General features: G+C 62.4%; 15 protein-coding genes and 1 pseudogene. 5 read left to right on the top strand and 11 right to left on the bottom strand.

Annotated features, from left to right (window positions below):
• Nucleotides 1–760 precede the first annotated feature (760 nt).
• From ACLD02_RS17985 to gcvT, 9 genes and pseudogenes are all read right to left on the bottom strand, one after another.
• Entirely contained in the window at nucleotides 761–1,189 is a 429-nt protein-coding gene (locus tag ACLD02_RS17985) for a hypothetical protein (protein WP_410299334.1), read from the bottom strand.
• Between the two features lie 1,404 nt (nucleotides 1,190–2,593).
• Nucleotides 2,594–2,758, bottom strand: coding sequence for a hypothetical protein (locus ACLD02_RS17980; protein ID WP_238401132.1), 165 nt, complete (start codon nucleotides 2,756–2,758; stop codon nucleotides 2,594–2,596).
• 9 nt (nucleotides 2,759–2,767) lie between these two features.
• Nucleotides 2,768–2,896: pseudogene (locus ACLD02_RS17975) on the bottom strand (hypothetical protein); the annotation flags it as partial.
• 71 nt (nucleotides 2,897–2,967) lie between these two features.
• A complete protein-coding gene (locus ACLD02_RS17970; RefSeq protein ID WP_410299333.1) occupies nucleotides 2,968–3,654 on the bottom strand; it encodes an NYN domain-containing protein in 687 nt (228 codons plus the stop codon).
• 202 nt (nucleotides 3,655–3,856) lie between these two features.
• Nucleotides 3,857–5,125 (bottom strand): DUF6161 domain-containing protein, encoded by a 1,269-nt coding sequence (locus ACLD02_RS17965; protein ID WP_410299332.1) that lies wholly within the window; start codon nucleotides 5,123–5,125, stop codon nucleotides 3,857–3,859.
• Between the two features lie 249 nt (nucleotides 5,126–5,374).
• Complete coding sequence (gcvPB, locus tag ACLD02_RS17960) at nucleotides 5,375–6,850, bottom strand: aminomethyl-transferring glycine dehydrogenase subunit GcvPB (RefSeq protein ID WP_410299331.1); 1,476 nt, start codon at nucleotides 6,848–6,850, stop codon at nucleotides 5,375–5,377.
• A complete protein-coding gene (gcvPA, locus tag ACLD02_RS17955) occupies nucleotides 6,847–8,205 on the bottom strand; it encodes an aminomethyl-transferring glycine dehydrogenase subunit GcvPA (RefSeq protein WP_410299330.1) in 1,359 nt (452 codons plus the stop codon). The genes gcvPB and gcvPA overlap by 4 nt, the downstream gene beginning before the upstream one ends.
• Before the next feature lie 154 nt (nucleotides 8,206–8,359).
• A complete protein-coding gene (gene gcvH / locus ACLD02_RS17950; RefSeq protein WP_203105584.1) occupies nucleotides 8,360–8,746 on the bottom strand; it encodes a glycine cleavage system protein GcvH in 387 nt (128 codons plus the stop codon).
• A gap of 78 nt (nucleotides 8,747–8,824) precedes the next feature.
• Complete coding sequence (gene gcvT / locus ACLD02_RS17945; protein ID WP_410299329.1) at nucleotides 8,825–9,919, bottom strand: glycine cleavage system aminomethyltransferase GcvT; 1,095 nt, start codon at nucleotides 9,917–9,919, stop codon at nucleotides 8,825–8,827.
• A 244-nt stretch (nucleotides 9,920–10,163) separates the two neighbouring features.
• Here gcvT and ACLD02_RS17940 point away from each other — a divergent pair, with 244 nt between their 5' ends.
• From ACLD02_RS17940 to ACLD02_RS17925, 4 genes are all read left to right on the top strand, one after another.
• On the top strand, nucleotides 10,164–10,688 hold the full coding sequence (locus ACLD02_RS17940) for a sigma-70 family RNA polymerase sigma factor (protein WP_410299328.1): 525 nt from the start codon (nucleotides 10,164–10,166) through the stop codon (nucleotides 10,686–10,688).
• Nucleotides 10,685–11,635 (top strand): FecR domain-containing protein, encoded by a 951-nt coding sequence (locus ACLD02_RS17935; RefSeq protein ID WP_410299327.1) that lies wholly within the window; start codon nucleotides 10,685–10,687, stop codon nucleotides 11,633–11,635. The genes ACLD02_RS17940 and ACLD02_RS17935 overlap by 4 nt, the downstream gene beginning before the upstream one ends.
• Before the next feature lie 148 nt (nucleotides 11,636–11,783).
• Nucleotides 11,784–14,165: a TonB-dependent siderophore receptor gene (locus tag ACLD02_RS17930; RefSeq protein ID WP_410299326.1), complete on the top strand. Its 2,382-nt coding sequence runs from the start codon at nucleotides 11,784–11,786 to the stop codon at nucleotides 14,163–14,165.
• 3 nt (nucleotides 14,166–14,168) lie between these two features.
• A complete protein-coding gene (locus ACLD02_RS17925) occupies nucleotides 14,169–15,464 on the top strand; it encodes a PepSY-associated TM helix domain-containing protein (RefSeq protein ID WP_410299325.1) in 1,296 nt (431 codons plus the stop codon).
• A gap of 124 nt (nucleotides 15,465–15,588) precedes the next feature.
• Here ACLD02_RS17925 and ACLD02_RS17920 read toward each other — a convergent pair whose 3' ends face one another.
• Together ACLD02_RS17920 and ACLD02_RS17915 are read right to left on the bottom strand one after the other, a co-directional pair.
• Nucleotides 15,589–18,672 (bottom strand): Ig-like domain-containing protein, encoded by a 3,084-nt coding sequence (locus ACLD02_RS17920; protein WP_410299324.1) that lies wholly within the window; start codon nucleotides 18,670–18,672, stop codon nucleotides 15,589–15,591.
• Between the two features lie 11 nt (nucleotides 18,673–18,683).
• Nucleotides 18,684–20,045 (bottom strand): outer membrane protein transport protein, encoded by a 1,362-nt coding sequence (locus tag ACLD02_RS17915; RefSeq protein WP_203105577.1) that lies wholly within the window; start codon nucleotides 20,043–20,045, stop codon nucleotides 18,684–18,686.
• A 645-nt stretch (nucleotides 20,046–20,690) separates the two neighbouring features.
• Here ACLD02_RS17915 and ACLD02_RS17910 point away from each other — a divergent pair.
• Nucleotides 20,691–22,343 (top strand): OFA family MFS transporter, encoded by a 1,653-nt coding sequence (locus tag ACLD02_RS17910; protein WP_410299323.1) that lies wholly within the window; start codon nucleotides 20,691–20,693, stop codon nucleotides 22,341–22,343.
• The last annotated feature ends 141 nt before the right edge of the window (nucleotides 22,344–22,484 follow it).

Raw genomic sequence — 22,484 nt, 5'->3', positions numbered from 1 at the left:
AGCCTTAGGTACTTTTTCCATTGTGGGAATGTTAGCGCTATTTCCTGCTTTCCCTATGTCTCTCGGAATTCTTTCCATTGAAGGAACATTGGCACTCTTACGTATCAGACCGCCCGACACGTTCTTTCCTTTACTGCTTTCATCATTCATTTCCACTACCTCTGCACGTTGAGGATGACGAAGGTTACAATCAATATTATCGAAAAAGAAAACGCCAATCCAGTTATTGCATTGGCCCAACTATTCATGGTTGCATATACATTTCTGCGATCAAAGGCCCCATCATTTTCTTCTATATAATATTCTCTCGCATTTTTTATCTGTGCATTTATAGCTTTATTTCCGATAAAATATGCAAAAAGGGAACTTAGCACACTAATGGTTAGCAATATCCAGCTAATCTTCAATAGACAAAGATGGAGCGCACCATCTAACGGTACAATCAATTGAATGGCCGAAATAGATAGCGCCAAACAGCTGGAGGACAACGTTAAAATCGCTCTATCGTAGTTCTCAGTGTTAGACAAATCCCTCTTTAGCAACTCGTCCCTCAACGAATCAAACATCCTTTTTGACTCGAGTCTTTCCTCTTCTGTTCGGCTAATGGCCCACCCCCAGTATCTCGATTCCCTTTCAGGACATTACGTAAAAACAATTTTAAAGGTTATCTTCTTATCGATTCAATGGCTAACGATACTTACCGATCAGCCCCTAGAAAGAAGAGCCACCAAGGGGCTAGGAGGTAATATCTAAATAGACCCTAAACCATCAATAGTACTTGCTTCAAACTGCATCCAATCCCTCTACGTCTTGACCTCATTCGGTCGGCGTACGGGCTGGGTAACCGGCGCCTCTGGATGGTCTCAGGGTTGGCCTTGGCCTCTTCCACTAGCTTGGCCATGGCGCCGACGAAGTCGTCCATGGCTTCGTTGGTTTCGGTGGGCTCGATGAGGAAGCATTCGGGCACCAGCAGAGGGAAGCCGATGGTGGGGGTGTGCTGGTTGTAGTCGAGCAGGCGCTTGGCGATGTCGAGCGCGGTGACGTGGCGGTCCTCGGCCAGTTTGGCGAAGGTGAGGATGAATTCGTGGCTGGCGCGGCGCTCGGGGTAGGCGGCCTGGCAGCCGATGGCTTCGAGGCGCTTGAGCAGGTAGTTGACGGCGAGGGTGGAGTATTCGCCGACGCGGATCATGCCTTGGCGGCCGAGGACTATCGTAGAGCCAGCGCGCGCTACATCAAGTGATGTGATTGCAAAAAACAGAAACGCGGGACCTGAAATTCGCCTCGTTTAAACGCGATTCGAATTCAGACATAATTTCCTGGATATCCAGAGATTTTGGCAACGGCAAGTCGGCCAGCTGTATATCTCGGCGACCGTGGAAATTTGCCTCAGCTATCTGTCTGGCTATGCCATTCAAGGCGTAGAAGGTTCCGTTGTTGTAAAGGTAAAGATGTAGGCTACCGTTTCTTTTAACGACATCGCGTTACATCCAACCACTTCCTGATCACTTACAAACCTGACCTGGCACTTAATAGCTGATCCTGGATAGATCTTTGCGTCAAGATACGCAAGGGTTAAAGCATCAGAATGTTTGTTCGAGCTACTACATGCCGACATGACCATCAGCGACAGCATTATTATAAAAAACCGCTTCATTATCCCACCTTTTTATCTTTTCAGGTATTTAACCCAGCACCGTGTGCTGCATAACCTATAGCGTGAGCCAAGCTCACGCCTATTACTCAATCGCGCCTATGGAAGAAGAAGCGGCTTCTTATGCTATGGTACGAATTATTAAAGTGGGGCAAGATTAGCTCTAGCAGAGGTACGACTCAACTGCAATTTTGACAAAGATGATCAGCCTCTTCCCAAGAAGTCATACAACACCTCCAAAACTACCGGATTCTGGCTCTCACAGCGCCTTGCCCCGACAAAAGCAGTAACCAATTTATTTTTTCCCAGTGCCTTTAGGCTTAGACTTGCTTGGAGTTTGAGAAAGTGCGCTGCCTGCCGCCGATTTGGTCGCCTTTGACGTACGCCCATCTCTGAGCACTGCTGATGCCGCTTTTGCGGCCTTGGTACCGGTTTGCCTATTCGGAGTGCCTTTTTGCGATAAAGCGCTGCCAGACGAAGTCTTAGATTTCGAGCCTGTGCCCTTACCGGTTAATGTCTTTGAAGCACTTGAAGCGGCCTTCCCACCCGTGGTTCTCGTATTCCTAGCCATAACTGGTTCCGTTTACACAACACCCTCATTCGTGACGATGTGCCAAAATCATAAGCTCAGTTACATCAGTTCTTGCACCCATTTTTCTGGCAGTTCACCTTTTCAGCGGTATTCACCCAGTGACTTGGATGTTTGGTCGTGTCTTCACCGCATCCTGTCTTTCCGCCCTTTTGCCCTTTGTGGACTTTGCCTTCTTCGTATATGTGCTTAACCGCCATGTCGAACCTCCCAATTTTAGTGATATGTGCCGAATATCTTCACAGAACAGCAACCACTTTTTAGAACGTGTCAGGCATCATAGTCAACACTTGTGTTCGCTTGTCGCTTAACCACAAAAAGGGCCAGATAAGCTCGCTTTTAAATAGTAACGACTAACTAACCCTTAAAACCCCACCATCACTCACCCCAAACCAAATCGCCGCCTTCACACCGTCCAGTCGGCGCACGGGCTGGGTGAACGGCGCTCCGGTGACGGTATCCGGGTTGGTGTTGGCCTCTTCCGGGATCTTGGCCATGGCGGCAACGAAGTCGCCCATAACTTTCTTGGTTTCGGTGGGCTCAATGAGGAAGCACTGGGGCACCAGCAGCAGGAAGTAGATGGTGGGGGCGTGCTGATTGTAGTCGAGCAGGCGCTTGGCGATGTCGAGGGCGGTGACGTGTTGGTCCTTGGCCAGTTTGGCGAAGGTGAGGATGAATTCGTAGCTGGTGCGGCGGTCCGGATGGGCAGCTTGGCAAACTGGGTGATCTACCAGTAATCCGGCTTCTTGATTGGCTTCTTTCTTGTCGGTATCTGGTCGGGAAGGTGTGATTGCGAAAGCTCAACATCGGTAATGTGATGCCGAGTCCAGTCTGCAAACTTGCTGAGGCTCTTATTTCCCGGGCGATGCCCATTGAATGACTTTGGGTCCCTGATAGGAAAAATAACACCCAATTGGAGCCGTCCGCCGAGGTCCTCTTTCAGGGCTTTCACAACGGGAGCCAAGTCTGTGTCATTCGAAACAAACACCAGCTGATCAACGCCAGCTTTGAGGCCGTCACGATAGGCTTCCAAAGCCATATTGACGTCCGTTTCCTTTTCCTCAAGACGCCATACAGCGACTCGGCGGGACTTATCAGGTGGCTGCCTATATTCAAGCAGGCAAGCCTTTTCCAGACTGTAATAACCTTTGATGATTTCCACTGTGGAAGGGTACAGCGCTTCCAAAGCTCGATGGTATGACTGCTGGGCAGTCACGGCGTCTTGCCCGTGCGTGGCAATTTTGGCCCGGATACTAGCAGTAAAATATTTGATGCAAACAAGCTCGGAGCCGGGGTCTTGGACGCGAACAATGCGCTCGAATAACAGCTTCTGAATGTCCAGCCATTTATCCTTGCTATGTTTTAGGCAGCCGTAGAATAGGTTGTAGCCGTCTACATAGATAATGGTTTTCATGCAGCGGGGCTCCGGTAAAATTCGGTGCCCCAGAAATGAGAAAACCGCCCAGAAGGCGGTTTTCCCGCCCCAAGCAGCAGCCAACTTAATGACCCTGCGAGGGGGGAGTCGTGCTTGACATGGTGCGATATCAACGACAGGTTGTCAACCTTAAGTTGACAACCTTGCATGAGGCGGCTGGCATTTAACTTACTGAAAAATATCAATTTTTTACCCTGGAGACACCCGCAATGACATCTGCGGGGCTGGGCATCGTGGGCCCATGGTCACCGCCGAGCAGACCAGAATCTGAGCGGCTGAAAAGAGCCTGGAGAACGATGTCTCTGGACTTAGTATCCAGAGCCCCTTCGTTGATTAAGGACAGATAAAGGTGGGAGAGCTGCTCTCTTTCCTCTGCGTCACGCTGTAGATGATAGGAGCTGAATGTCAATCTGGAGAGGACGCGGACCAGGAAAACGGCTGCCGCAGCGGAGGCCCCGAACAGAGCGACGCCTTGCAAACTGTGCAGGCCGAATGGAATTTCGGATTTATTCGTTAGCCATTCCCAGAAAAAAGCACCTGCGGCGACGGATAGCAGCAGAGAAAAAAGTACTAGCAACCTGGCCCAGCCTTTACCTTGGCGTCCGAGGGCACCGGCCCGGTCCGCCCAATACTTAGCAGGAGCTTCCAGTCGAAGCTTTTCTCGATAAAGCGTCTCCAACTCCTTGTTACGCTCGACGGCATAGTCAGCCATGCTTTTAAATAGCTCCGAATGCGCTGCTACAGCCTTTATAGAATCTTCCCTGTAATGAGTGAACCAATCGGCAGTCTGCTTCTGCATCCGGTCGAACCACTCTTTAAAGCTACTCTCTGTTCCGTTTCGCCAGCTGTCAATCTCATTGCGAAATTCCGCTATTTCCACTACTAGTCTGTCGCGTTCTTCTTCCAGATCTTTTCTTAGCGTCTCAAACGACTTCTTCTCTGCTTTACGGCGCCTTACCAGATGTGACCGGTCTTGTAAGCGATATTCGTAGGCCATCAGAAGGCCGGTGAAGGAATCAAAGCTCGGCGGATTCCCTCTCATTTGAGCGAGATCACTGACTATCGAATCACGAAAGGTATTCCCTGATGTCTGGGAGTATTCGTAGGCGGCTAGCATAGCCTCGACAAAGGCGGCGCCTCGGTATACCCAGTTTTGCGCCATCCAGCCTATAAAGTCATTCTTTTCTCTCCCAAACCCCTGCCTGAGCTGGCCGATATTGTACTTCCCAGGCTCTGCGAGCTCCGCCTTTTCTAAGGAGCTTACTTTATCTAGAAAAGCCGCCACCTGTTCCGGAACTGATGCCAGCGGCTTGTCGAGCTTATTGCCAAGCTGTTCTCTTTTTTCAGTCCAGAATCGGCGCTCAGCCTCCAGAAATGAGCGCACCTCCTCCGAGGTCTTTAGCACAAAAGACTGCTTCGTCTTGTCGGCAATTCTCAATTCAACATCCATATTTGGCTGCCTGTTATAGGGCGATCCCTGATTTTTTATGGTATCCAGAAGCCAAGTTAGCCTACAAAGCTAACTTCTTGTTAGGTGTAATTGCTGTATGGCCATGCTTGGCCGCTTATTGTTATACGGCCACAGCCAGCGCGGCGCAAACTCCTGGGTTACAAGCAATAGCTTGTCGCGCAAACACAAAAAAGGGGCCAGATAAGGCCCCCTTCAAATAGTAACGACTAACTAACGCTTAAAGCACCGTCAGTCATCACTCCAAACCAAATCCAACTCCTTCGCCGCTTTCACATCGTCCAGCCGGCGCACGGGCTGGGTGAACGGGGCTTCGGTGACGGTCTCGGGGTTGGTGTTGGCTTCTTCCAGGATTTTGGCCATGGCGTCGACGAAGTCGTCCATGGCTTCCTTGGTTTCGGTTTCGGTGGGCTCGATCAGGAAGCATTCGGGCACCAGCAGCGGGAAGTAGATGGTGGGGGCGTGCTGGTTGTAGTCGAGCAGGCGTTTGGCGATGTCGAGGGCGGTGACGTGTTGGTCCTTGGCCAGTTTGGCGAAGGTGAGGATGAATTCGTGGCTGGCGCGGCGCTCGGGGTAGGCGGCCTGGCAGCCGATGGCTTCGAGGCGCTTGAGCAGGTAGTTGGCGGCGAGGGTGGAGTATTCGCCGACGCGGATCATGCCTTCGCGGCCGAGGACCATGGCGTAGAAGTAGGCGCGCAGGAGGACTCCGGCGTTGCCCATGAAGGCGCTGAGGTGGCCGATGCTGGTGGGCAGGGTGTCGGTGTCGATCCAGTGGTAGTCACCACTTTCTTCGTCCTGGCCCGCCATGGGGGTGGGCAGGTAGTCCAGCAGGCGCTGGGAGACGCCCACCGGGCCGGCGCCGGGGCCGCCGCCGCCGTGGGGGGTGGCGAAGGTTTTGTGCAGGTTCATGTGGATGACGTCGAAGCCCATGTCGCCGGGGCGGACCTTGCCGAGGATGGCGTTGAGGTTGGCGCCGTCGTAGTAGAGCAGGCCGCCGGCGTCGTGGACGGTTTTGGCGATGGCTTCGATTTGCCGTTCAAAGACGCCGCAGGTGGACGGGTTGGTCATCATCAGGCCGGCGGTTTGCGGGCCGCAGGCTTCTTTGAGGGCTTCCAGGTCCACGTCGCCGTTTTTGCCGACGGGGACTTCGCGGACCTTGTAGCCGCACATGACGGCGGTGGCCGGGTTGGTGCCGTGGGCGGCTTCGGGGATCAGGATTTCGGTGCGGGCGTCGTCGCCGCGCGCTTCGTGGTAGGCGCGGATCATGGCGACGCCGGCGAATTCACCCTGGGCGCCGGCCATGGGGGCCAGCGACACGCCTTTCATGCCGGTGACTTCCTTGAGGAAGTTCTGCAGTTCGTACATGCAGGCCAGGTAGCCCTGGCTGTGGCTGGCCGGGGCGAGCGGGTGCCGGTTGAGGAAGCCGGGCAGCATGGCGGCGCGGTTGGCGCCGCGCGGGTTGTATTTCATGGTGCAGGAGCCGAGCGGGTAGAACTGCTTGTCGATGGCGAAGTTCTTGGTCGACAGGTTGGTGTAGTGGCGCACTACTTCCAGCTCGCCCACTTCCGGCAGGCCGGGTTTGTTTTTGCGGCGCAGGCTGGCCGGGATCGCGGACAGTTGGTCTTCACTCACGGGCTTGGGCGCTTGCGCGGTGGCGCTGCGGCCGGGGCGGGAGTGTTGGAAGATCAGCGTGGTTTCGTTGCTCATGCCAGCACCTCCTTAAGGGCCGCTGCAAACAGGTCGAGATCGCCTTCCGTATGGACTTCGGTGGCGTTCACCAGGATGGCGTTCTTCATGGAGTAGTCCTTGGCGAGGCTGAGGCCGCCGAGGATGTCTTTTTCCGCCAGGCGGGCGAGCACGGTGTCGGCGTCTTGCGGCAGCGTGAGGGCCACTTCGTGGAACACCGGGGCGGTGAAGGCGCGTTCGACGCCGTCGATGGCGGTGAGTTTGTCCGCCAGTTTCTGGGTGTTGGCGTGGCAGTGGCCGGCGACGCTGGCGAGGCCGTCGGGGCCGAGCAGCGAGGTGTAGATGGTGGCGGCGGTCATGGCCAGGCCCTGGTTGGTGCAGATGTTACTGGTGGCCTTGGAGCGGCGGATGTGCTGCTCGCGGGCTTGCAGGGTGAGGGTGAAGCCCTGCTTGCCTTCCATGTCGATGGTGCGGCCGATGATGCGGCCGGGCATTTGGCGCACGTGTTTCTGGGTGCAGGCCATGAAGCCGAAATAAGGGCCGCCGGAGCTGAGCGGGATGCCCAGGGGCTGGCCTTCGCCGACCACGATGTCGGCGCCCTCAGCGCCCCACTCGCCCGGGGGCGTGAGCAGCGCCAGGGAAGTCGGGTTGACCACGGCGATCACCAGCATGCCGTTGGCGTGGGCCCAGTCGGTGAGGGCCTCCACGTCTTCCAGGCTGCCGAAGTAGTTGGGCTGGCTGATCACCAGGGCGGCAAAGTCCTGGCCTTCGTGTTCCTTGAGGCCGTCCACCAGGGTCTGGCCGGCGTCGCCGCAGAACGGCACGGACACCAGCTCCACGTCCTGGTTGCGGACGATGGCGTCGCAGGCGCTGCGGTAGCGCGGGTTAAGCGCCTCCGGCACCAGCACTTTGCGGCTCTTGGATTTGCGGTTGGCGCGCAGGCTCATGAGTACCGCTTCGGCCAGGCCGGAGGCGCCGTCGTAGACCGAGGCGTTGGAGACGTCCATGCCGGTGAGGCGGGCGATCAGGGTCTGGTATTCGTAGATCACCTGCAGGGTGCCCTGGCTGGCTTCCGCCTGGTACGGCGTGTAGGCGGTGTAGTACTCGCCCCGCGTCGCGATTTCCCATACCGCCGCCGGGATGTGGTGCGCGTAGGCGCCGCCGCCGATAAAGCTGAGGGCGAAGCGGTCCTGTTCGGCGCGCTCGGCCATCAGGCGGGTCACTTCCATTTCGCCGCGCCCTTCGGGCAGGGCGTCGAGGCCGTGGCCGGCTTTCAGGTGGGCGGGGATTTCATCGAACAGGTCCTCGATGCTGTCGGCGCCGATGGCGTCGAGCATCGCGCGAACGTCGTCTTCGGTATGGGGGATGTAGGGCATGGGAGGCGTTACCGGATGATTAGGTGGTAAACGGAATGGTCACGACGGTTAATGACGGGCCGGACGCTTGACGCCGGACGCCAGACGCTCAGGACAGCGGTGTTTGCGTCCGGCGTCAGGCGTCCAGCGTCAGGCGACGCGGCCCAAGCCGCGTCTATTCGCTGTCGATCTGTTCCTGGTACTGGTCGGCGGTGAGCATTTCTTTCAGCTCGCCGCTGTCGGCCATTTTAATCTTGAACAGCCAGCCGCCGGCGTAGGGTTCGTTGTTGACCAGCTCGGGCTCGTCTTCCAGGGCCTCGTTGATGGCGATGACTTCGCCGGAGACCGGGGCGTAGATGTCGGAGGCGGCTTTCACGGATTCGACCACGCCCGCTTCGTCGCCGGCGGCGAACACCACGCCCACTTCGGGCATTTCCACGAAGACCAGATCACCCATGGCGTCCTGGGCATGGTCGGTGATGCCCACCACGGCCACGTCGTCCTCGACGCGGACCCATTCGTGGCTATCGCGGTAGCGCAGTTCGGCAGGAATCTCGCTCATTGTTTTCTCCTTTAAAGACGCTTGCGCGCTGGCACGTTCACGCTGGCACGCCCAAAAGCGTGGTGCGTGCAAGCGTGTTCACACGGGTTTATAAGAACTCTGGCCTTTTTTCACAAACGGCGGCTTTACCACTTGAGCCACCAATCGCTTGTTGCGTATCTCCACCTCCACGGTGCCGGTGGTGCCGGCGGGCAGGCGCGCCAGCGCGATGGCCTGGCCCAGGGTGGGCGAGAAGGTGCCGCTGGTGGTCTCGCCTTTGCCCTCCCCGTTATCAGAGTGCGTGTGCACGGTCTGGTGGGGGCGCAGCACGCCTTTGTCCTGGAGCACCAGGCCGCGCATGACCGGATGGTCCCGTTCTTTGTGCCGTTCCAGAGCGCGGCGGCCGACGAAGTCCCGCTCGGCGTCGTCCAGGGCGACGGTCCAGCCCAGGTTGGCTTCCCAGGGGGTGATGTCGTCGTCCATGTCATTGCCGTAGAGGTTGAGGCCGGCTTCCAGGCGCAGGGTGTCGCGGGCGCCCAGGCCGATGGGCCTCACGCCGGCGTCGAGCAGGCGCTGCCAGAGCTCCGGGGCCTTGCCGCCGGGCAGGATGATCTCGGCGCCGTCCTCGCCGGTGTAGCCGGTGCGGGCGATCAGCCATTCGCCGACGGTCTCGAAGCCGAAGAACGGCATCTCGCGGACCGCCTTGCCGGCGGCGTCGCAGAGCTGCTGTTCGAGGATGGCGCGGGCCTCGGGGCCCTGCACGGCGATCATGGCCAGGTCCGGGCGTTCGCGGATGTCCACGGCGTAGCCGCCGGCCTGGCCTTCCATCCAGTCCAGGTCCTTGTCGCGGGTGGCGCAGTTGACCACCAGGCGGAACTGGTCGGCGCCTTTATAGACGATCAGGTCGTCCACCACGCCGCCGCGCTCGTTGAGCATGCAGGTGTAGAGGGCACGGCCCTCGCCCACCTTGTCGATGTCGTTGGCGAGCAGGTGGCGCAGGTAGGCGCGGCTGTCGTTGCCGGCCACGTCCACCACGGTCATGTGGGAGACATCGAACATACCGGCGCTCTGGCGCACGGTGTGGTGCTCTTCGAGCTGGGAGCCATAGTGGATGGGCATGTCCCAGCCGCCGAAGTCCACCATCTTGGCACCGGCGGCGAGATGGGCGTCATAAAGGGGTGTGCGATGACCCATGGGAATGCGGGCTCCAGGTCCGTGGGCCGGGGCGGCGGGGCGCCGAATCCGACCCATTGATTGTCAGGGGTGAAGGATAACGGACGCGGGCCACGGCGCCTAGGCGGGGACTGACCGGGCGGTCGCCTCCGCCGGCGGGTTTCCTGCTTGTTCTTGCGCCGGCGTTCATTCGCGAATAGTTCTCGTTTATACTGCCCGCCGCCACAGTTCGCCCTTTATTTTCCTGCTCCGGGAGCGTGACGCCATGCGGCCCGCCCAATCCCGCCAACGGGATGCCTTGGATGCCCTTTACCGGGACCATCACCGCTGGTTGCACAATCTGTTGCGCAGCCGTTCCGGTTGCAGCGAAACCGCCGCCGACCTGGCCCAGGATACCTTTCTGCGGCTGCTCAGCCGCGATCAGGATCCGTTGGGGCTGACCCACCCGCGCGCCTATCTGGGGCGCATTGCCCGGGGCTTGCTGGCCAACCATTGGCGCCGCCGGGATATCGAACAGGCTTACCTGGAGGCGCTGCGCCAGCGGCCGGAAGCGCTGGCGCCGTCCCCCGAGGAGCACCACCTGGTGATGGAAACCCTCTATGAGGTGGACGCCTTCCTGGTCTCTTTGCCGGACAAGGCCCGGCGGGTATTTCTGATGTCGCGGCTGGATCGTTTGCGCTATGCCGAGATCGGCGAGCGGCTGGGCATCTCCGAGCGCATGGTGAAGAAGTACATGGCCCGGGCCACGCTGCAGTATCTGCGCCTGGACAACCGGGGCGACGGGCGGTGAGCGGGAGCGACCCGGCCCTGCCCGACGAGGTACTGGCCGAGGCGGCGGAGTGGTTCGCCACCCTCGGCGACGAGCCGGTGTCCGAGGCCGAGCGCCAGCGCTGGCGGGCCTGGTTGGCGGCCAGCGAGAGCCACCGGCGCGCCTGGCGGCGTCTGGCGGATCTGGACCGGCGCCTGGGCGCCCTGCCCGCCGCGCCCGCCCGCCGTGCATTGTCGGCGGCGGGCCGGAGCCGGCGCCGCTTTCTCAAGGGCGGCGCCGGGCTGGCGGTGCTCGCCGCCAGCGGTGGCCTGGCCTGGTCCCGGGCGCCGCTCTGGCGGGCGGATCTGCGCACCACCGTGGGCGAGATCCGCGAGCAGCCCCTGCCGGATGGCGGCCGCCTGTGGCTCAACACGGACACCGCCGTGGACCTGGATTACAGCGCCGACCACCGCCGCCTGCGCCTGCTGGCCGGGGAGGTGCTGATCGAAACCGCCGCCGACCCGCGCCCGTTCACGGTGCTCACCGCCGCCGGGGCGGCGCGTCCCCTGGGCACCCGTTTCGGCGTGCGCCTCACCGACACCGGCACCCGGGTGGCGGTGTGGTCCGGTCGGGTGGCCCTGGCCCCCGCCGACGCGCCGGGGCGCGGTGCCGTGGTGGCCGCCGGCCAGCAGCGCCACTTCGACGCCCGGCATTGCGCGGCGGCCACGCCACTGGCCGGCCACGGCGGCGCCGGCTGGGAGCGCGGCATGCTGATCGCCGACGACCGGCCCCTGGGGGAATTTCTGGAGGAACTGTCCCGCTACCGGCGCGGTGTCATTCATTGCGACCCGGACGCCGCCGATCTGCGCCTGGTGGGCAGCTTCCCCCTGGCGGACACCGACCGGGTGCTGCGCTCCCTGCCGGAGGCGCTGCCGGTGGACGTGGCCTTTCTGACGCCCTGGTGGGTGTCGGTGTCCCGGGCCGGCTGACGGCTGGATAATGGGGGATCGCGACTGAAGCGGTACGCCGCCCGGTCGCTCCTACAAATAAATGTTGGTGTTGTGGTTCCCCTTTTTTGGTTTCACGGGGCTGGGTCCTTGAACCCTTTCATACGAATCCGGAAAAAAGGATCGCCCCATGGCGCTACGTCCATTGTCCCGCTCCTGGCCCCTGCTGGGTGCCTTGCTGCTTGCCTCGCCGTTGCAGGCGCAGACCGCCGCCGCGCAAACCTCGGCCCCGCAAACCCAGGCCCGTGATTACGCCATCGAGGCGGGGCCGCTGAGCACGGTATTGTCCCGCTTCGCCGGCGAGGCCGGGCTGCTGCTGTCCGCCGACGGCGAACTGACCCGGGGCAAGCAAAGCCCCGGCCTGCGCGGCCGCTACACGGTGCCGGCGGGCCTGGAGCAACTGCTTGAAGGCAGCGGCCTGCGCTACCGGCTCACCGACGACGGCGGGCTCACCCTGGAGCCCGTGGGCGAGGGCCACACCCTGGCGCCGGTGGCGGTGACCGGCACCGCCCAGAGCCGCTACGAAAGCCGCTACGCGGACAGCGCCCTGCGTCTGCCCAAGGACGTGGCGGACGTGCCGCGCAGCCTGGACGTGATTCCCGAGCAGTTGCTGCTGGACCAGCAGTCCCGGGAGCTGGCCGAGGTGTTCCGCCTGGCCCCCAACGTGACCGTCAGCGACGGCTACGGCGGCACCCGGGAGCACGCCGTGGTGCGCGGTTTCGCGCGCAACGACAACTTCTACCGCAACGGCGTGCCGTTCGTCACCGACAGCCGCATCGACCCGGCCACCGTGGACAGCATCCAGATTCTCAAGGGCCCGGTGGCGGACATCGGCCGCATGGCGCCCAGCGGGCTGATCAACATCCAGACCAAGCAGCCCTCGTTCCAGCGTCAGGGTTCGCTCTCCACCGCCTTCGACGAGCACGGCCAGCGCCGCTTCACCGCCGACACCACCGGCCCGGTGGCCGGCAGCGACACCTTTGCCTACCGCGTTACCGGCTCACTGGAAGACAGCGAGACCTTCCGAGATACCAATGTGGACCGCAAATTCCTGTCGTCCTCGTTGCTGTGGCAAACGCCGTCCGGCTTCCGCCTGTCGGTGAACCATGAGTATTCCGAGGACCAGCGCGAGATCGACCGGGGCCTGGTGACGGTGCCGGTCGGTGGCGACCGCCGGCGGGTGGCCGACGTGGACCGGGACGCCCGCTACGACGGCAACGTGAAAAACGAGCGTGACGAGCACTACCAGCTGGTGCAGATCGACAACCTGCTGCCGCTGGGTGGCAGCGGCTGGGATCTGGACAGCACCCTGTTTTATTCCCGCGAGGGCGGTGACGATGTGCGCGCCGAGGTGGTCAACGTGTCCGACAGCGGCGTGCTGACCCGGCGCATGGGCAGCAACGAGAACCGGGAGCGGCGTTCCGTGTTTCTGCGCTCGCAGCTGATCGGCTCGCTGCCCACCACCCTGCCGGTGGACCTGGCCGCCGGGGTGGAATACCGCCGCGAAACCCATGAGTGGGAGAACTACACCGGCGCGCTGCAAACCGGGGGCACGGTGAACGATCCCGATTCCTTCGATCTGGTCAACGACATCGGCACCCCGCAAAACGGCCTCTATTTCGATACCGAGGTGCAATCCCAAGGCGTGTTCGCGCTGGCGGATGTGGCCCTGCTGCCCTCGCTCACCGCCACCCTGGGGCTGCGTTACGAGGTGTTCGAAACCGACTTTCACCGCCGTGATCTGCTCGCCGGCGGCGTCACCGACGCCCGATCCGGCGACCAGAACAAGCTCACCAAGGGGCTGGGGCTGATGTGGTCGGTGACCCGGGATCTCAATCTGTACTTCAATTACGCGGACACCTTCGAGCCGCAGAGCATCTTTATCGGCCAGACCCGGGTGGCCGAGGCGGACCCTCGGGAAGGCCGCCAGTACGAAGTGGGCGCCAAGTGGCACCTGCTCGATGACCGCCACTTCCTGACCGTGTCGCTGTTCGATCTGGAAGAAGACAACGTGGTGCAGTTCGAGAATGGCGAGCCGGTGCTGAACGGCGGCCAGACCTCCCAGGGCGCGGAGGTCTCGCTGGTGTCCAACCCGGTGGACGGCTTCAACCTGCGCGCCGCCGTGGGCGTGGTGGACGCCGAGCAGGTCACCAATGACGACGATGACGGCAACCGCCCGGCCAATGTGCCCACCACCACCGCCAGCCTGTGGGCCAGCTACGAATTCCAGACCGCCGCGCGACCGCTGCGGGGGCTGGGCCTGGGCGGCGGCGTCTCCTACGCCGGCGATCGCTATGGCGACAGCGCCGGCAGCTTCGAGATGGACGGCTACACGGTGCTGGATGTGGGCGCCTGGTATTACCTGCCGCTCAGCCAGCGGGAACGGCTGCGCTTTGATGTGGGCGTGAAGAACCTCGCCGACGAGGAATACTACAGTGCCTCCGGCGGCTCCTACCGGATCTCGGTGGGCAACCCGCGCACCGTGTTCGGCGGGGTCAAACTGGAATTCTGATCGGTGGCTTCCCTGGCGCGAACAGCATTCCGGGTGCACAGCTTCACCGGCGTGATCACCGGTTTACTGCTATTCATACTGTGCTGGAGCGGCACCTTCGCGGTGATCGCCCATGAACTGGACTGGCTGGCCACGCCCGCCGCCCGGGCGCAGCCGGCGCCGGGTCCCGACAACTGGGCGGCCTGGGAGGCCGGCGTGCACGCCCACGCCCCGGACACCCGGCTGCTGGGGCTGCGCGCGCCGCTCAATGACCACCGCGCCGCCCAGGCGATGATCCAGCGGCCCGATGGCGGACGGCGCCTGCTGTTCATCACGCCGGCCACCGGCCAGGTGCAGGGCGAGGCGAGCCCGTTCACGGTGCAGCGCTTCTTCCGGGAGTTTCACCGCAGCTTCTATATTCCCACGCAATGGGGCACCTATCTGGTGGCGGCGCTGGCGGTGACGCTGCTGGTGTCGCTGGTGGCCGGGCTGCTGTTCTACCGGCGCTGGTGGCGGCGCTTCTTTTCGTTGCGCTGGCGGCGCGGGCCGGGCCTGTGGAGCGAGCTGCACAAATTCGTGGGGCTGTGGAGCCTGTGGTTCGTGCTGATCATCGGCGTCACCGGCCTGTGGTATGGCGTGGAGCGGGCGCGCCTGGATATGGGCGACGGTCTGTTCGCCTACGCCGGGCCCACGGCAATGGCGGCCCACCGTATTGCCGAACCCGACAGCGATCCGTCACGGCCGCCGCTGTCGGTGGCGGCGCTGGTGGACCGGGCACGGGCACTGCGCCCGGCTCTGCGCCTGACCACGGTGATCCCCGGGCCGGACCGTTTCTACGCCGAGGGCGAGGCCGATGACCTGCTGGTGCGGCCGCGCGCCAACCTGATCTATCTGGACGCGCGCAGCGGCGCGCCGCTGTACAGCCAGGACGCCGGCGATCTGCCCGCCTACTGGCGCTGGTCGGAGACCGCCGACCCGCTGCACTTCGGCGACTTCGCCGGGCTGCCGGTGAAGCTGCTGTGGTTTGTGTTCGGGCTGCTGCTGTGCGGTTTGATCCTTACCGGCACCTGGATGCATGCGCGTCGCCTGGCGCGCTCCGAGCGGGCCCGGGAAAAGCACCGCTGGCGGGGTACCGGGGCGGCGGTGGTGGTGTCGTTGCTGGTGGTGGTGGCGTCGGTGCCGCTGGCGATCCACCAGGTGCGTCTTGAGTATGGTGGTTTTCCGTCGTTGCAAAGCGGTGTGATGGCGGTGGTGCTGGGGTGGGTGGTGCTGACCGTGATACTGCTGGCCGGATGGGGATGGAGCCTGAAGCGGCGCTGAGTGGTCGCGGCTGAAGTGGTTCCTAAGGTGGGTTGGCGTGGTGCCGGCGATGATCGCGGCTGAAGCCGCTCCTACAAGGTGCCATGCTCAAGTAGGAGCGGCTTTAGCCGCGATGCCGGGCCGATCAGTTCTTGATCGGCGCGGAGACGTAGTTGAGGAACACCCCGCCTTCGGGGATGCCGAGGGTCATGCTGGCGGCCCGCAGCACACCGGCGTCGTCCAGGCTGATGCCCACTTCCACGTCCTGCTCGACCTGATTGCGTTGCTCGATCTGCAGGCGGCCGTCTTCCAGGAAGGTGACGTCACCGACCAGATGCAGGCTCAGCGGATAGCTGTAGAGGTCGTGGGAGAGCGGCAAGCCGGCGGCCGTGGGCTGCAGGTACGGCGCCGACAGGTAAATGTCCAGGTTGGTCTCGAAAATCGGACCGTCCGGGGTTTCGCGAATCCAGCCCGTGACCGGCTGGGTGCGGTTGCCGTTGCCGTCGTCCTCATAGCGGATACGCATGATCTGCGGCCCCGTGGCGATGGTTTCCTTGATCGGGATAATCGCCAGCAGGATCTGCGCGTAGACGTCCACGGTGGAGGTCTTGAGCAGCGTCGGGTAGATGTTCACCTTCACCGCGTCCTCGTCCGCGTCGTAGCCGAGCACCTGCACGTCCAGGTCGGCGGTGACGTGGATGAACTTGTCCGCCGGGCAATCGTCATCGCTGTAGTCGCAACCGACCCGCGCCTGTAGCAGCAGCCCGCCGGTGTCCTTCACGAACAGTTCGGTGCTGTTCGCTGGCGGCGGAAATTCGCCGGAGCCGGCCGGGTTTTCCTGGGCCTGGGGCTCGCTGTCCTGGTGCACGAAGTCGTGGTTGGTGTCGTTCACCGGCAGGTTGCGCAGTTCCTGGAAGACGTTGTCGTCCGCCGGGGCGCCGGTGAAGTAGAGCTCCAGGTTGGGGCCGCCCATATCGTCGTCCGGGGCTTCCAGCACGGCGGTTTGCAGGGGGCCGTTGTCCTCGGTGCAGATGGCCGCGCCGCTGGTGCAGTCGTCGACGCTGAAGTCCTGGTTCTCGGACATCAGCACGTAGCGGTAGGTGGCGCCGTCTTCCCAGGGCTGGTCCGGGGTGAAGGTGATCTTGCGACCGGCGTATTCCAGTTCACCGGGCACGGTGTCCAGGCAGGTGTACTGGGTGCGGCTGTTGCCGTCCACGGTGCCCTGGGGGGCCTGGCCGGGCTCGGCGATTTTCTCCACGCGGAAGCTGCCGGTGTCGCAGGTTTCACCCACCTGGATGCTGTCTTCCAGCATGGTCTGGGAGAACTGCACCACGATGGGCCGCTGGCCGGGCATGGGCATCACCGGCATGTGATCGTCGTCGCCCTCGCCGCCCCGGCACTGGCCGTGGTCGCCGGCGGCGATGTCCCAGGTGGTTTTGTCCGCCGCGCAGGGGAAGCCCGGGTAGGTGGTGGTGGCGATGGCCGGGTGGCCGCTGCCTTCATAGGTGGGCATGGTGAAGGTGCGGGTGAACGGCTGAGTCGGATTGCCGGCGGTGTCGGTGATGCCGTCGGTGACGCCGATTTCATAGCTGGTGCCGTAGGCCAGCGGCTGCTCCGGCTTGATGACGATGGAAACGCCATCCAGGTAATAATCGAACGGCACCGCCACGCCGCCGGCGGTGAGCGTGAGGTCGGTACCCGGCGCCACGGACATCGGGTCCAGCGGTTCATCAAAGGTCAGGATGATGGGGTCGCCGGGGCGCTGCTTGCCGAGCTCGTCACCGGGCATCCAGGTGGCGATCTGCGGCGCATCCAGGTTACGCGGCTGCTCCGGCGCGCTTTCCTGGTCCGGGTAGGATTCCATGTGGAAGCTGAGCATGCCGTAGGCGTTCTCGACGCCCAGCACGCGCGGCTCGACCATGCCCACGGCGTCCACCACCAGGCTGCCTTTTTCCAGGTCGGTGAAGGCATAGCCCACCAGTTCCACTTGCAGCAGGTTCTGGTTGAAGGCGCCGTTGGCTTTCTGGGTCTTGGTGTCGAACGCCACGTCCATGGTCAGGCGCAGTTGCTTGGGCGCGCCGGCGTCATCGGAATAGGGATTCGGCAGCAGGTAACCGTTGGCATCGGACAGAAAGGTGACGGTGACATCGCCGGAATCAAAACCAGCGGGTACCGCGCCGCCGATGTTCACGTCCAGCGGGTCGCCGCTGAGCAGTGAGCCGCGCGGGATGCGCAGCGGCGTCTTGTCCGGGAAATTGGGCGCGAACGCCAGCTCCGCGTACACATCGCCCTGCTGTTTGGAGACGGTGTTGTCACCCAGCAGCTTGGCCACCAGGGGCACGCAGTTGATGGCGTCGCCGGTGATCGGCGAGGTGCGCACGCCATCGTCCAGGCAACCCAGCTGAGTGTCCGCCGGGTCGGCCTTCTGGGCCAGCATGGAACGCGGCGTGGTGTCCCGGGGCATGAACTCCCGGGTGTAGGCGGGCAGCGCCTGGCCTTTGATGTTGCGGACCTGGTTGGTCAGCGTCAGGGTCAGGGTAGTGCCGGCCTGAACCGGCTCCACCGGGTCCTCGCCACCTTCGCTTTGTGGTGTGGGGTCGATGGTGATGTAGCGGCCATCCACCAGCAGCGTGGCGGGAATCACCTCACCATTCTGGGTCAGGGAAATGGTCTGGCCGTATACCAGCGAGTCCGGGTCCACCGGTTGCGAGAGCCGCAGGTTCACCGAGGAGAAGTCCAGGAAAGGTACCTCGGCGTCGTCCGGGTTAACGCTCACCACCTCGAAGCTGTCCTCGCTGCTGCGCAACTCGAACGGGCCCTGCAGGGCCGGGCGGGTGGTGAAGTTGAGTGCGTCACCGGGCAGCGAAGGCTCGCCGTTGTCGGTGCGGATGTCGTTAAGCGTCAACGTGTAGTCGCTCTTCAGCGCCAGCGGTTGATCCGGGGTGAGCACGGCGCTGAGCCCGCCGTCGACGCTGGCCACGCTGAACGATACCGGCCCGTCCGGGCCTTCCAGGGTAAAGTTGCCGGCGTCCACTTCCACCGGCTCGGAGAAGCGCACCACCACCGGGGCGCGGGGCGCCACGTCGCGTTGCCCTTCATAGGGGTAGGTGTAGAACACCTCGGCTTCCACCCAGGTGTCGAAGTCCACGCTCTGTTCGCTGCCGCCACCGCCGCCGCAGGCTGCCAGTGTCAGTGCCATGCCGGCGAGCAGGAGTTTTTTTGTGATCATGTCCCGCCTCCTCAGAATTTCAGGGTCACGGCGCCGGTGATGACGTTCACATCACCGTCCGCTTCCACGGTTTCATAGGGCTGAGGGTAGCTGGAGGAGCGGGTGTCGTAGAGATCGAACTTACGCGGCTCCAGCTTCTGGTATTGATAGGCGATGTCGAAGCGCACCGGGAAGGAGAAGAAACGGGTGCGTTCGTACTTGGCGGTCAGCCCCAGGCCGACGATCCATTTGTCGGTGTCCAGGTAGTTCACGTTCAGGGAAGCGTTGGATTTCAGCGGCGATTCGCTGTAGGCGACACCGCCGGTGACCGCGAAATTCTTGTTGATCTGGTATTCGGCGCCGACGCGCGGGATGACGATGTCCTGAAATTCCAGGATGCCGACGCCATCGTCGTTGGCCACCGCCTGGTCCTTGATGGTGTCACCGTCGAACTCGTCGGCGAGATCGGACCACTGCTGCATTTCCACGCTGGCGCCCACGCGCAGGCGGCCGGTGTCGTAGAGCACGCCGGCGGAATAGATATTGGGCTGGTAGGAATCCAGGGTGGTCACCGCCAGGGACAGGCCCGGTTCGTCGATGACGCCGGGGATCACGGTGTTGGCGTCCACGGTGGTGTTGGTGTTGGAGTAGCCACGGAACGCGAACGCGGTCTCGAAGCCGTCGTACCAGCACTCGCCGTCAGGACAGAAGGTCTCGCCCAGGTCCATGGTGACACTCAGGGTGGGCCGGATTTCCGGTTTGGCGGAGACATCCAGTTTTTCGTATTCGGTTTCGCCGGCCAGGTTGGTGTAGGCACGCAGCTCCGCGTCGGACTGCAGGGTGATACGCGCGGAGGCGCCCACGTCGATGCCCCGCCACAGCTGGGTAGCACCGCCCAGGCTCAGAAACAGAGGCTGGCGACCGTACTCGAAGAACTGGCCCTCCCGGGACGTTTCCGATTCGAAGGCGAGCATCTCCTCGCCGTATTTTTCGATGCCGATCATCACGCCCAGGTAGAGCGGATGGTTGAAGCGGGTGAGGTTGGAGAGGTTCGACTTAAGGCCGATCAGGGTGTGCTGGGAAGGGGAATCCTGTAGCACGTCGCCGCGCCGGATCGGTGCCGCCGCGCCGCCCAGGCTGTCCACGCGCAGTTCGTGCTCGGCGTGCAACAGACCCATGGTGAGCTCACCCCGCGGGTCCTTGGCCAGGTAGGCCGGGTTGTAATACACCGAGGAGACCTTGGTGTTGAACATGGACAGCGCCTGCGCGGAGGCCACGTCGGTGGGCAGCACACCATAGGTGGTGCCGATGTTCCCCATGCTCGCGAAGGCGTTGCCGGCGGTTCCCATGACAAGCGCCAGGGCCGCGCCCTGGACGATCTTGTTGTTTTTCATGCTGGACATCTCCGTTAGGCCGTCGGGAGCAACGGCACTTTATTATCGAATTCGCCCCGGTACAGGCGTTCACATCAGGGCGGCGAAGTATGGGCTACCGAAATCGTACTAAACACCACCGACTGCAACGTTTGGTGCACTTTTGTTAACCACTTCCGGTAGTCAAAACCTTTTACTGATGCCGCTTTAATAAGCTAATAGTTAAGTATCGTTCCGGGCCTTCCCGGCCTTCGCCGGACGGCGCGGCGTGCGGTCTGAGCCGCGCCATTGGCGGCGTCGGCGGGGCAACCGTCTTGTACTGCTCAAGCTTCGATTGTGAAAAACCGTCAGCCGATGGGAAACATAAACTTTGTAAAAACAGGGTGAAGAATTGCAGCGTTGCGTGCCGCCCGGCAACACCGCGAGAACAACCGTTAGCCGCTTTGAGGACGCCCGTGCACAACAATAAGTCAGCGCGACTCAACGGGCGGGACAGCTTATGAAGACGAAGTCATAAGACTTTCGGAGCGTTGCCAACGGCTGGTGATTCATCTTGCCTTCTTTGTTCGGTATAAACCCCGATGAAGCAACGCGGAACAAATAGGTTCACCTATTCATAAGTGGCCCTCGGGCCCAAAATAAGACGAACAACAGCAGGAGGGTTATATGGACGGCATTACCGAAGAAGGCTCACGCGCCAGCGGCGCTTCCCGACCCGGATTCCTCAGCCGCGAACGCACCATCGCGGGACCTCAATTCAACCGCTGGCTGGTACCCACCGCCGCGCTGGCCATTCACCTGTGTATTGGCATGGCCTACGGCTTTTCGGTGTTCTGGCTGCCGATGAGCCACGAGATCGCCAACCCGCCGGCGAGCTGCGGCGACATCGGCCTGATGCAGGCGCTCACCACCACCACCTGCAACTGGACCGTTACCCAGGTGACCTACACCTTCGGCATCTTCATCGCCATGCTCGGTGTGTCGGCGGCGATCTGGGGTGCCTGGCTGGAACACGCCGGCCCCCGCAAGGCCGGCTTCATCGCCGCCCTGTGCTGGGGTGGCGGCATGATCCTCGGCGGCGTGGGCGTGATGGTGCATCAGCTGTGGCTGGTGTATCTGGGCGCCGGCGTGCTCGGCGGCGTGGGCCAGGGCCTGGGCTACATCACCCCGGTCTCCACCCTGATCAAATGGTTCCCGGACCGGCGCGGCATGGCCACCGGCTTCGCCATCATGGGCTACGGCGGCGGCGCCATGATCGGCGCGCCCCTGGCGGTGTGGCTGATGGCGCGCTTCAGCGCCGACGGCGGCACCGGCGTGGCGCCCACGCTGATGACCATGGGCGTGATCTACGCCATCGTCATGAGCTGCGGGGCGTTCGGTTTCCGGGTGCCGCCCAACGGCTGGAAGCCCGAGGGCTGGCAGCCCAAGGAAGAAGACGGCAACGCCATGATCACCCAGGGCCATGTGCACCTGAACAAAGCCTGGAAGACCAAACAGTTCTGGCTGATCTGGGCGGTGCTGTTCCTCAACGTGACCGCCGGCATCGCGGTGATCTCCATGGCCAGCCCGATGCTGCAGGAAGTGTTCGGCGGCATCCTGGTGGGCGTGGACGACCCCAACGCCACGCTCACCGAGGCGCAACTGGCGGCGGTGGCCGCCGCGGCGGCGGGCCTGGTGGGCCTGATCAGCCTGTTCAACAGCCTGGGCCGGCTGTTCTGGGCGTCGCTGTCGGACAAGATCGGCCGCAAGAACACCTACTTCTGCTTCTTCGTGATCGGCATCGTCGTCTACAGCCTGCTGCCCACCTGGGGCCACCTCGGCATGGCCGGGCTGTTCGTGATTTCCATCTGCGTGATCCTGAGCATGTACGGCGGTGGCTTCTCCACCGTGCCCGCCTATCTGGCGGACATCTTCGGCACCCAGATGGTGGGCGCCATCCATGGCCGGCTGCTGACCGCCTGGAGCGCCGCCGGCCTGGTGGGGCCGCTGATCATCGGCGCCCTGCGCGACGCCCAGCTGGAAGCCGGCGTGGACCAGGCGCTGGTCTATGACCGCACCCTGTACATCATGGCCGGGCTGCTGTTCGTGGGGCTGATCTGCAACGCCCTGGTGCGACCGGTGCACGACGACCACCACATGGACGAGGAGGAAGTGGCCCGCGAGCGGGCTCTGCAGCACGACAGCGGCGTGGCCGCCAACGCGGAGACCGCCGCCCGGGGCAGCTTCGGGCTGGGCGGCGTGCTGTGCTGGCTGGGGGTGGGCGTGCCCTTCCTGATCGGCCTGTACATCGCCATCGCCAAGGCGGCGGCGTTGTTTTAGGGGTCGGTTATCGCGACTAAAGTCGCTCCTACCGCTACCTGATACGCCATGCGCATATCGTTTTCGGTAGATACCGTCTCTCCTATCCGGACTCAACCCCCGAGGGGTTGGGTCTGGAATGGGGTTTGTCGATTCAGTACG

Source organism: Alloalcanivorax sp. C16-2 (assembly GCF_046507615.1).
GTDB lineage: Bacteria > Pseudomonadota > Gammaproteobacteria > Pseudomonadales > Alcanivoracaceae > Alloalcanivorax > Alloalcanivorax marinus_A.
The sequence above is the reverse complement of the archived record's forward strand: the minus strand, read 5'-3'. Positions and strand labels throughout refer to the sequence as shown.

Excerpts from the sequence above, each read along its gene's own strand:
- ACLD02_RS17980 (WP_238401132.1), bottom strand. The coding sequence starts at position 2,758 with ATGGGCGACTTCGTTGCCGCCATGGCCAAGATCCCGGAAGAGGCCAAC.
- ACLD02_RS17940 (WP_410299328.1), top strand. The coding sequence starts at position 10,164 with ATGCGGCCCGCCCAATCCCGCCAACGGGATGCCTTGGATGCCCTTTAC.
- ACLD02_RS17915 (WP_203105577.1), bottom strand. The coding sequence starts at position 20,045 with ATGAAAAACAACAAGATCGTCCAGGGCGCGGCCCTGGCGCTTGTCATG.
- ACLD02_RS17910 (WP_410299323.1), top strand. The coding sequence starts at position 20,691 with ATGGACGGCATTACCGAAGAAGGCTCACGCGCCAGCGGCGCTTCCCGA.
- gcvPB (WP_410299331.1), bottom strand. The coding sequence starts at position 6,850 with ATGAGCAACGAAACCACGCTGATCTTCCAACACTCCCGCCCCGGCCGC.
- ACLD02_RS17965 (WP_410299332.1), bottom strand. The coding sequence starts at position 5,125 with ATGGATGTTGAATTGAGAATTGCCGACAAGACGAAGCAGTCTTTTGTG.
- gcvH (WP_203105584.1), bottom strand. The coding sequence starts at position 8,746 with ATGAGCGAGATTCCTGCCGAACTGCGCTACCGCGATAGCCACGAATGG.
- ACLD02_RS17930 (WP_410299326.1), top strand. The coding sequence starts at position 11,784 with ATGGCGCTACGTCCATTGTCCCGCTCCTGGCCCCTGCTGGGTGCCTTG.
- gcvPA (WP_410299330.1), bottom strand. The coding sequence starts at position 8,205 with ATGCCCTACATCCCCCATACCGAAGACGACGTTCGCGCGATGCTCGAC.
- gcvT (WP_410299329.1), bottom strand. The coding sequence starts at position 9,919 with ATGGGTCATCGCACACCCCTTTATGACGCCCATCTCGCCGCCGGTGCC.
- ACLD02_RS17970 (WP_410299333.1), bottom strand. The coding sequence starts at position 3,654 with ATGAAAACCATTATCTATGTAGACGGCTACAACCTATTCTACGGCTGC.
- ACLD02_RS17985 (WP_410299334.1), bottom strand. The coding sequence starts at position 1,189 with ATGATCCGCGTCGGCGAATACTCCACCCTCGCCGTCAACTACCTGCTC.
- ACLD02_RS17920 (WP_410299324.1), bottom strand. The coding sequence starts at position 18,672 with ATGATCACAAAAAAACTCCTGCTCGCCGGCATGGCACTGACACTGGCA.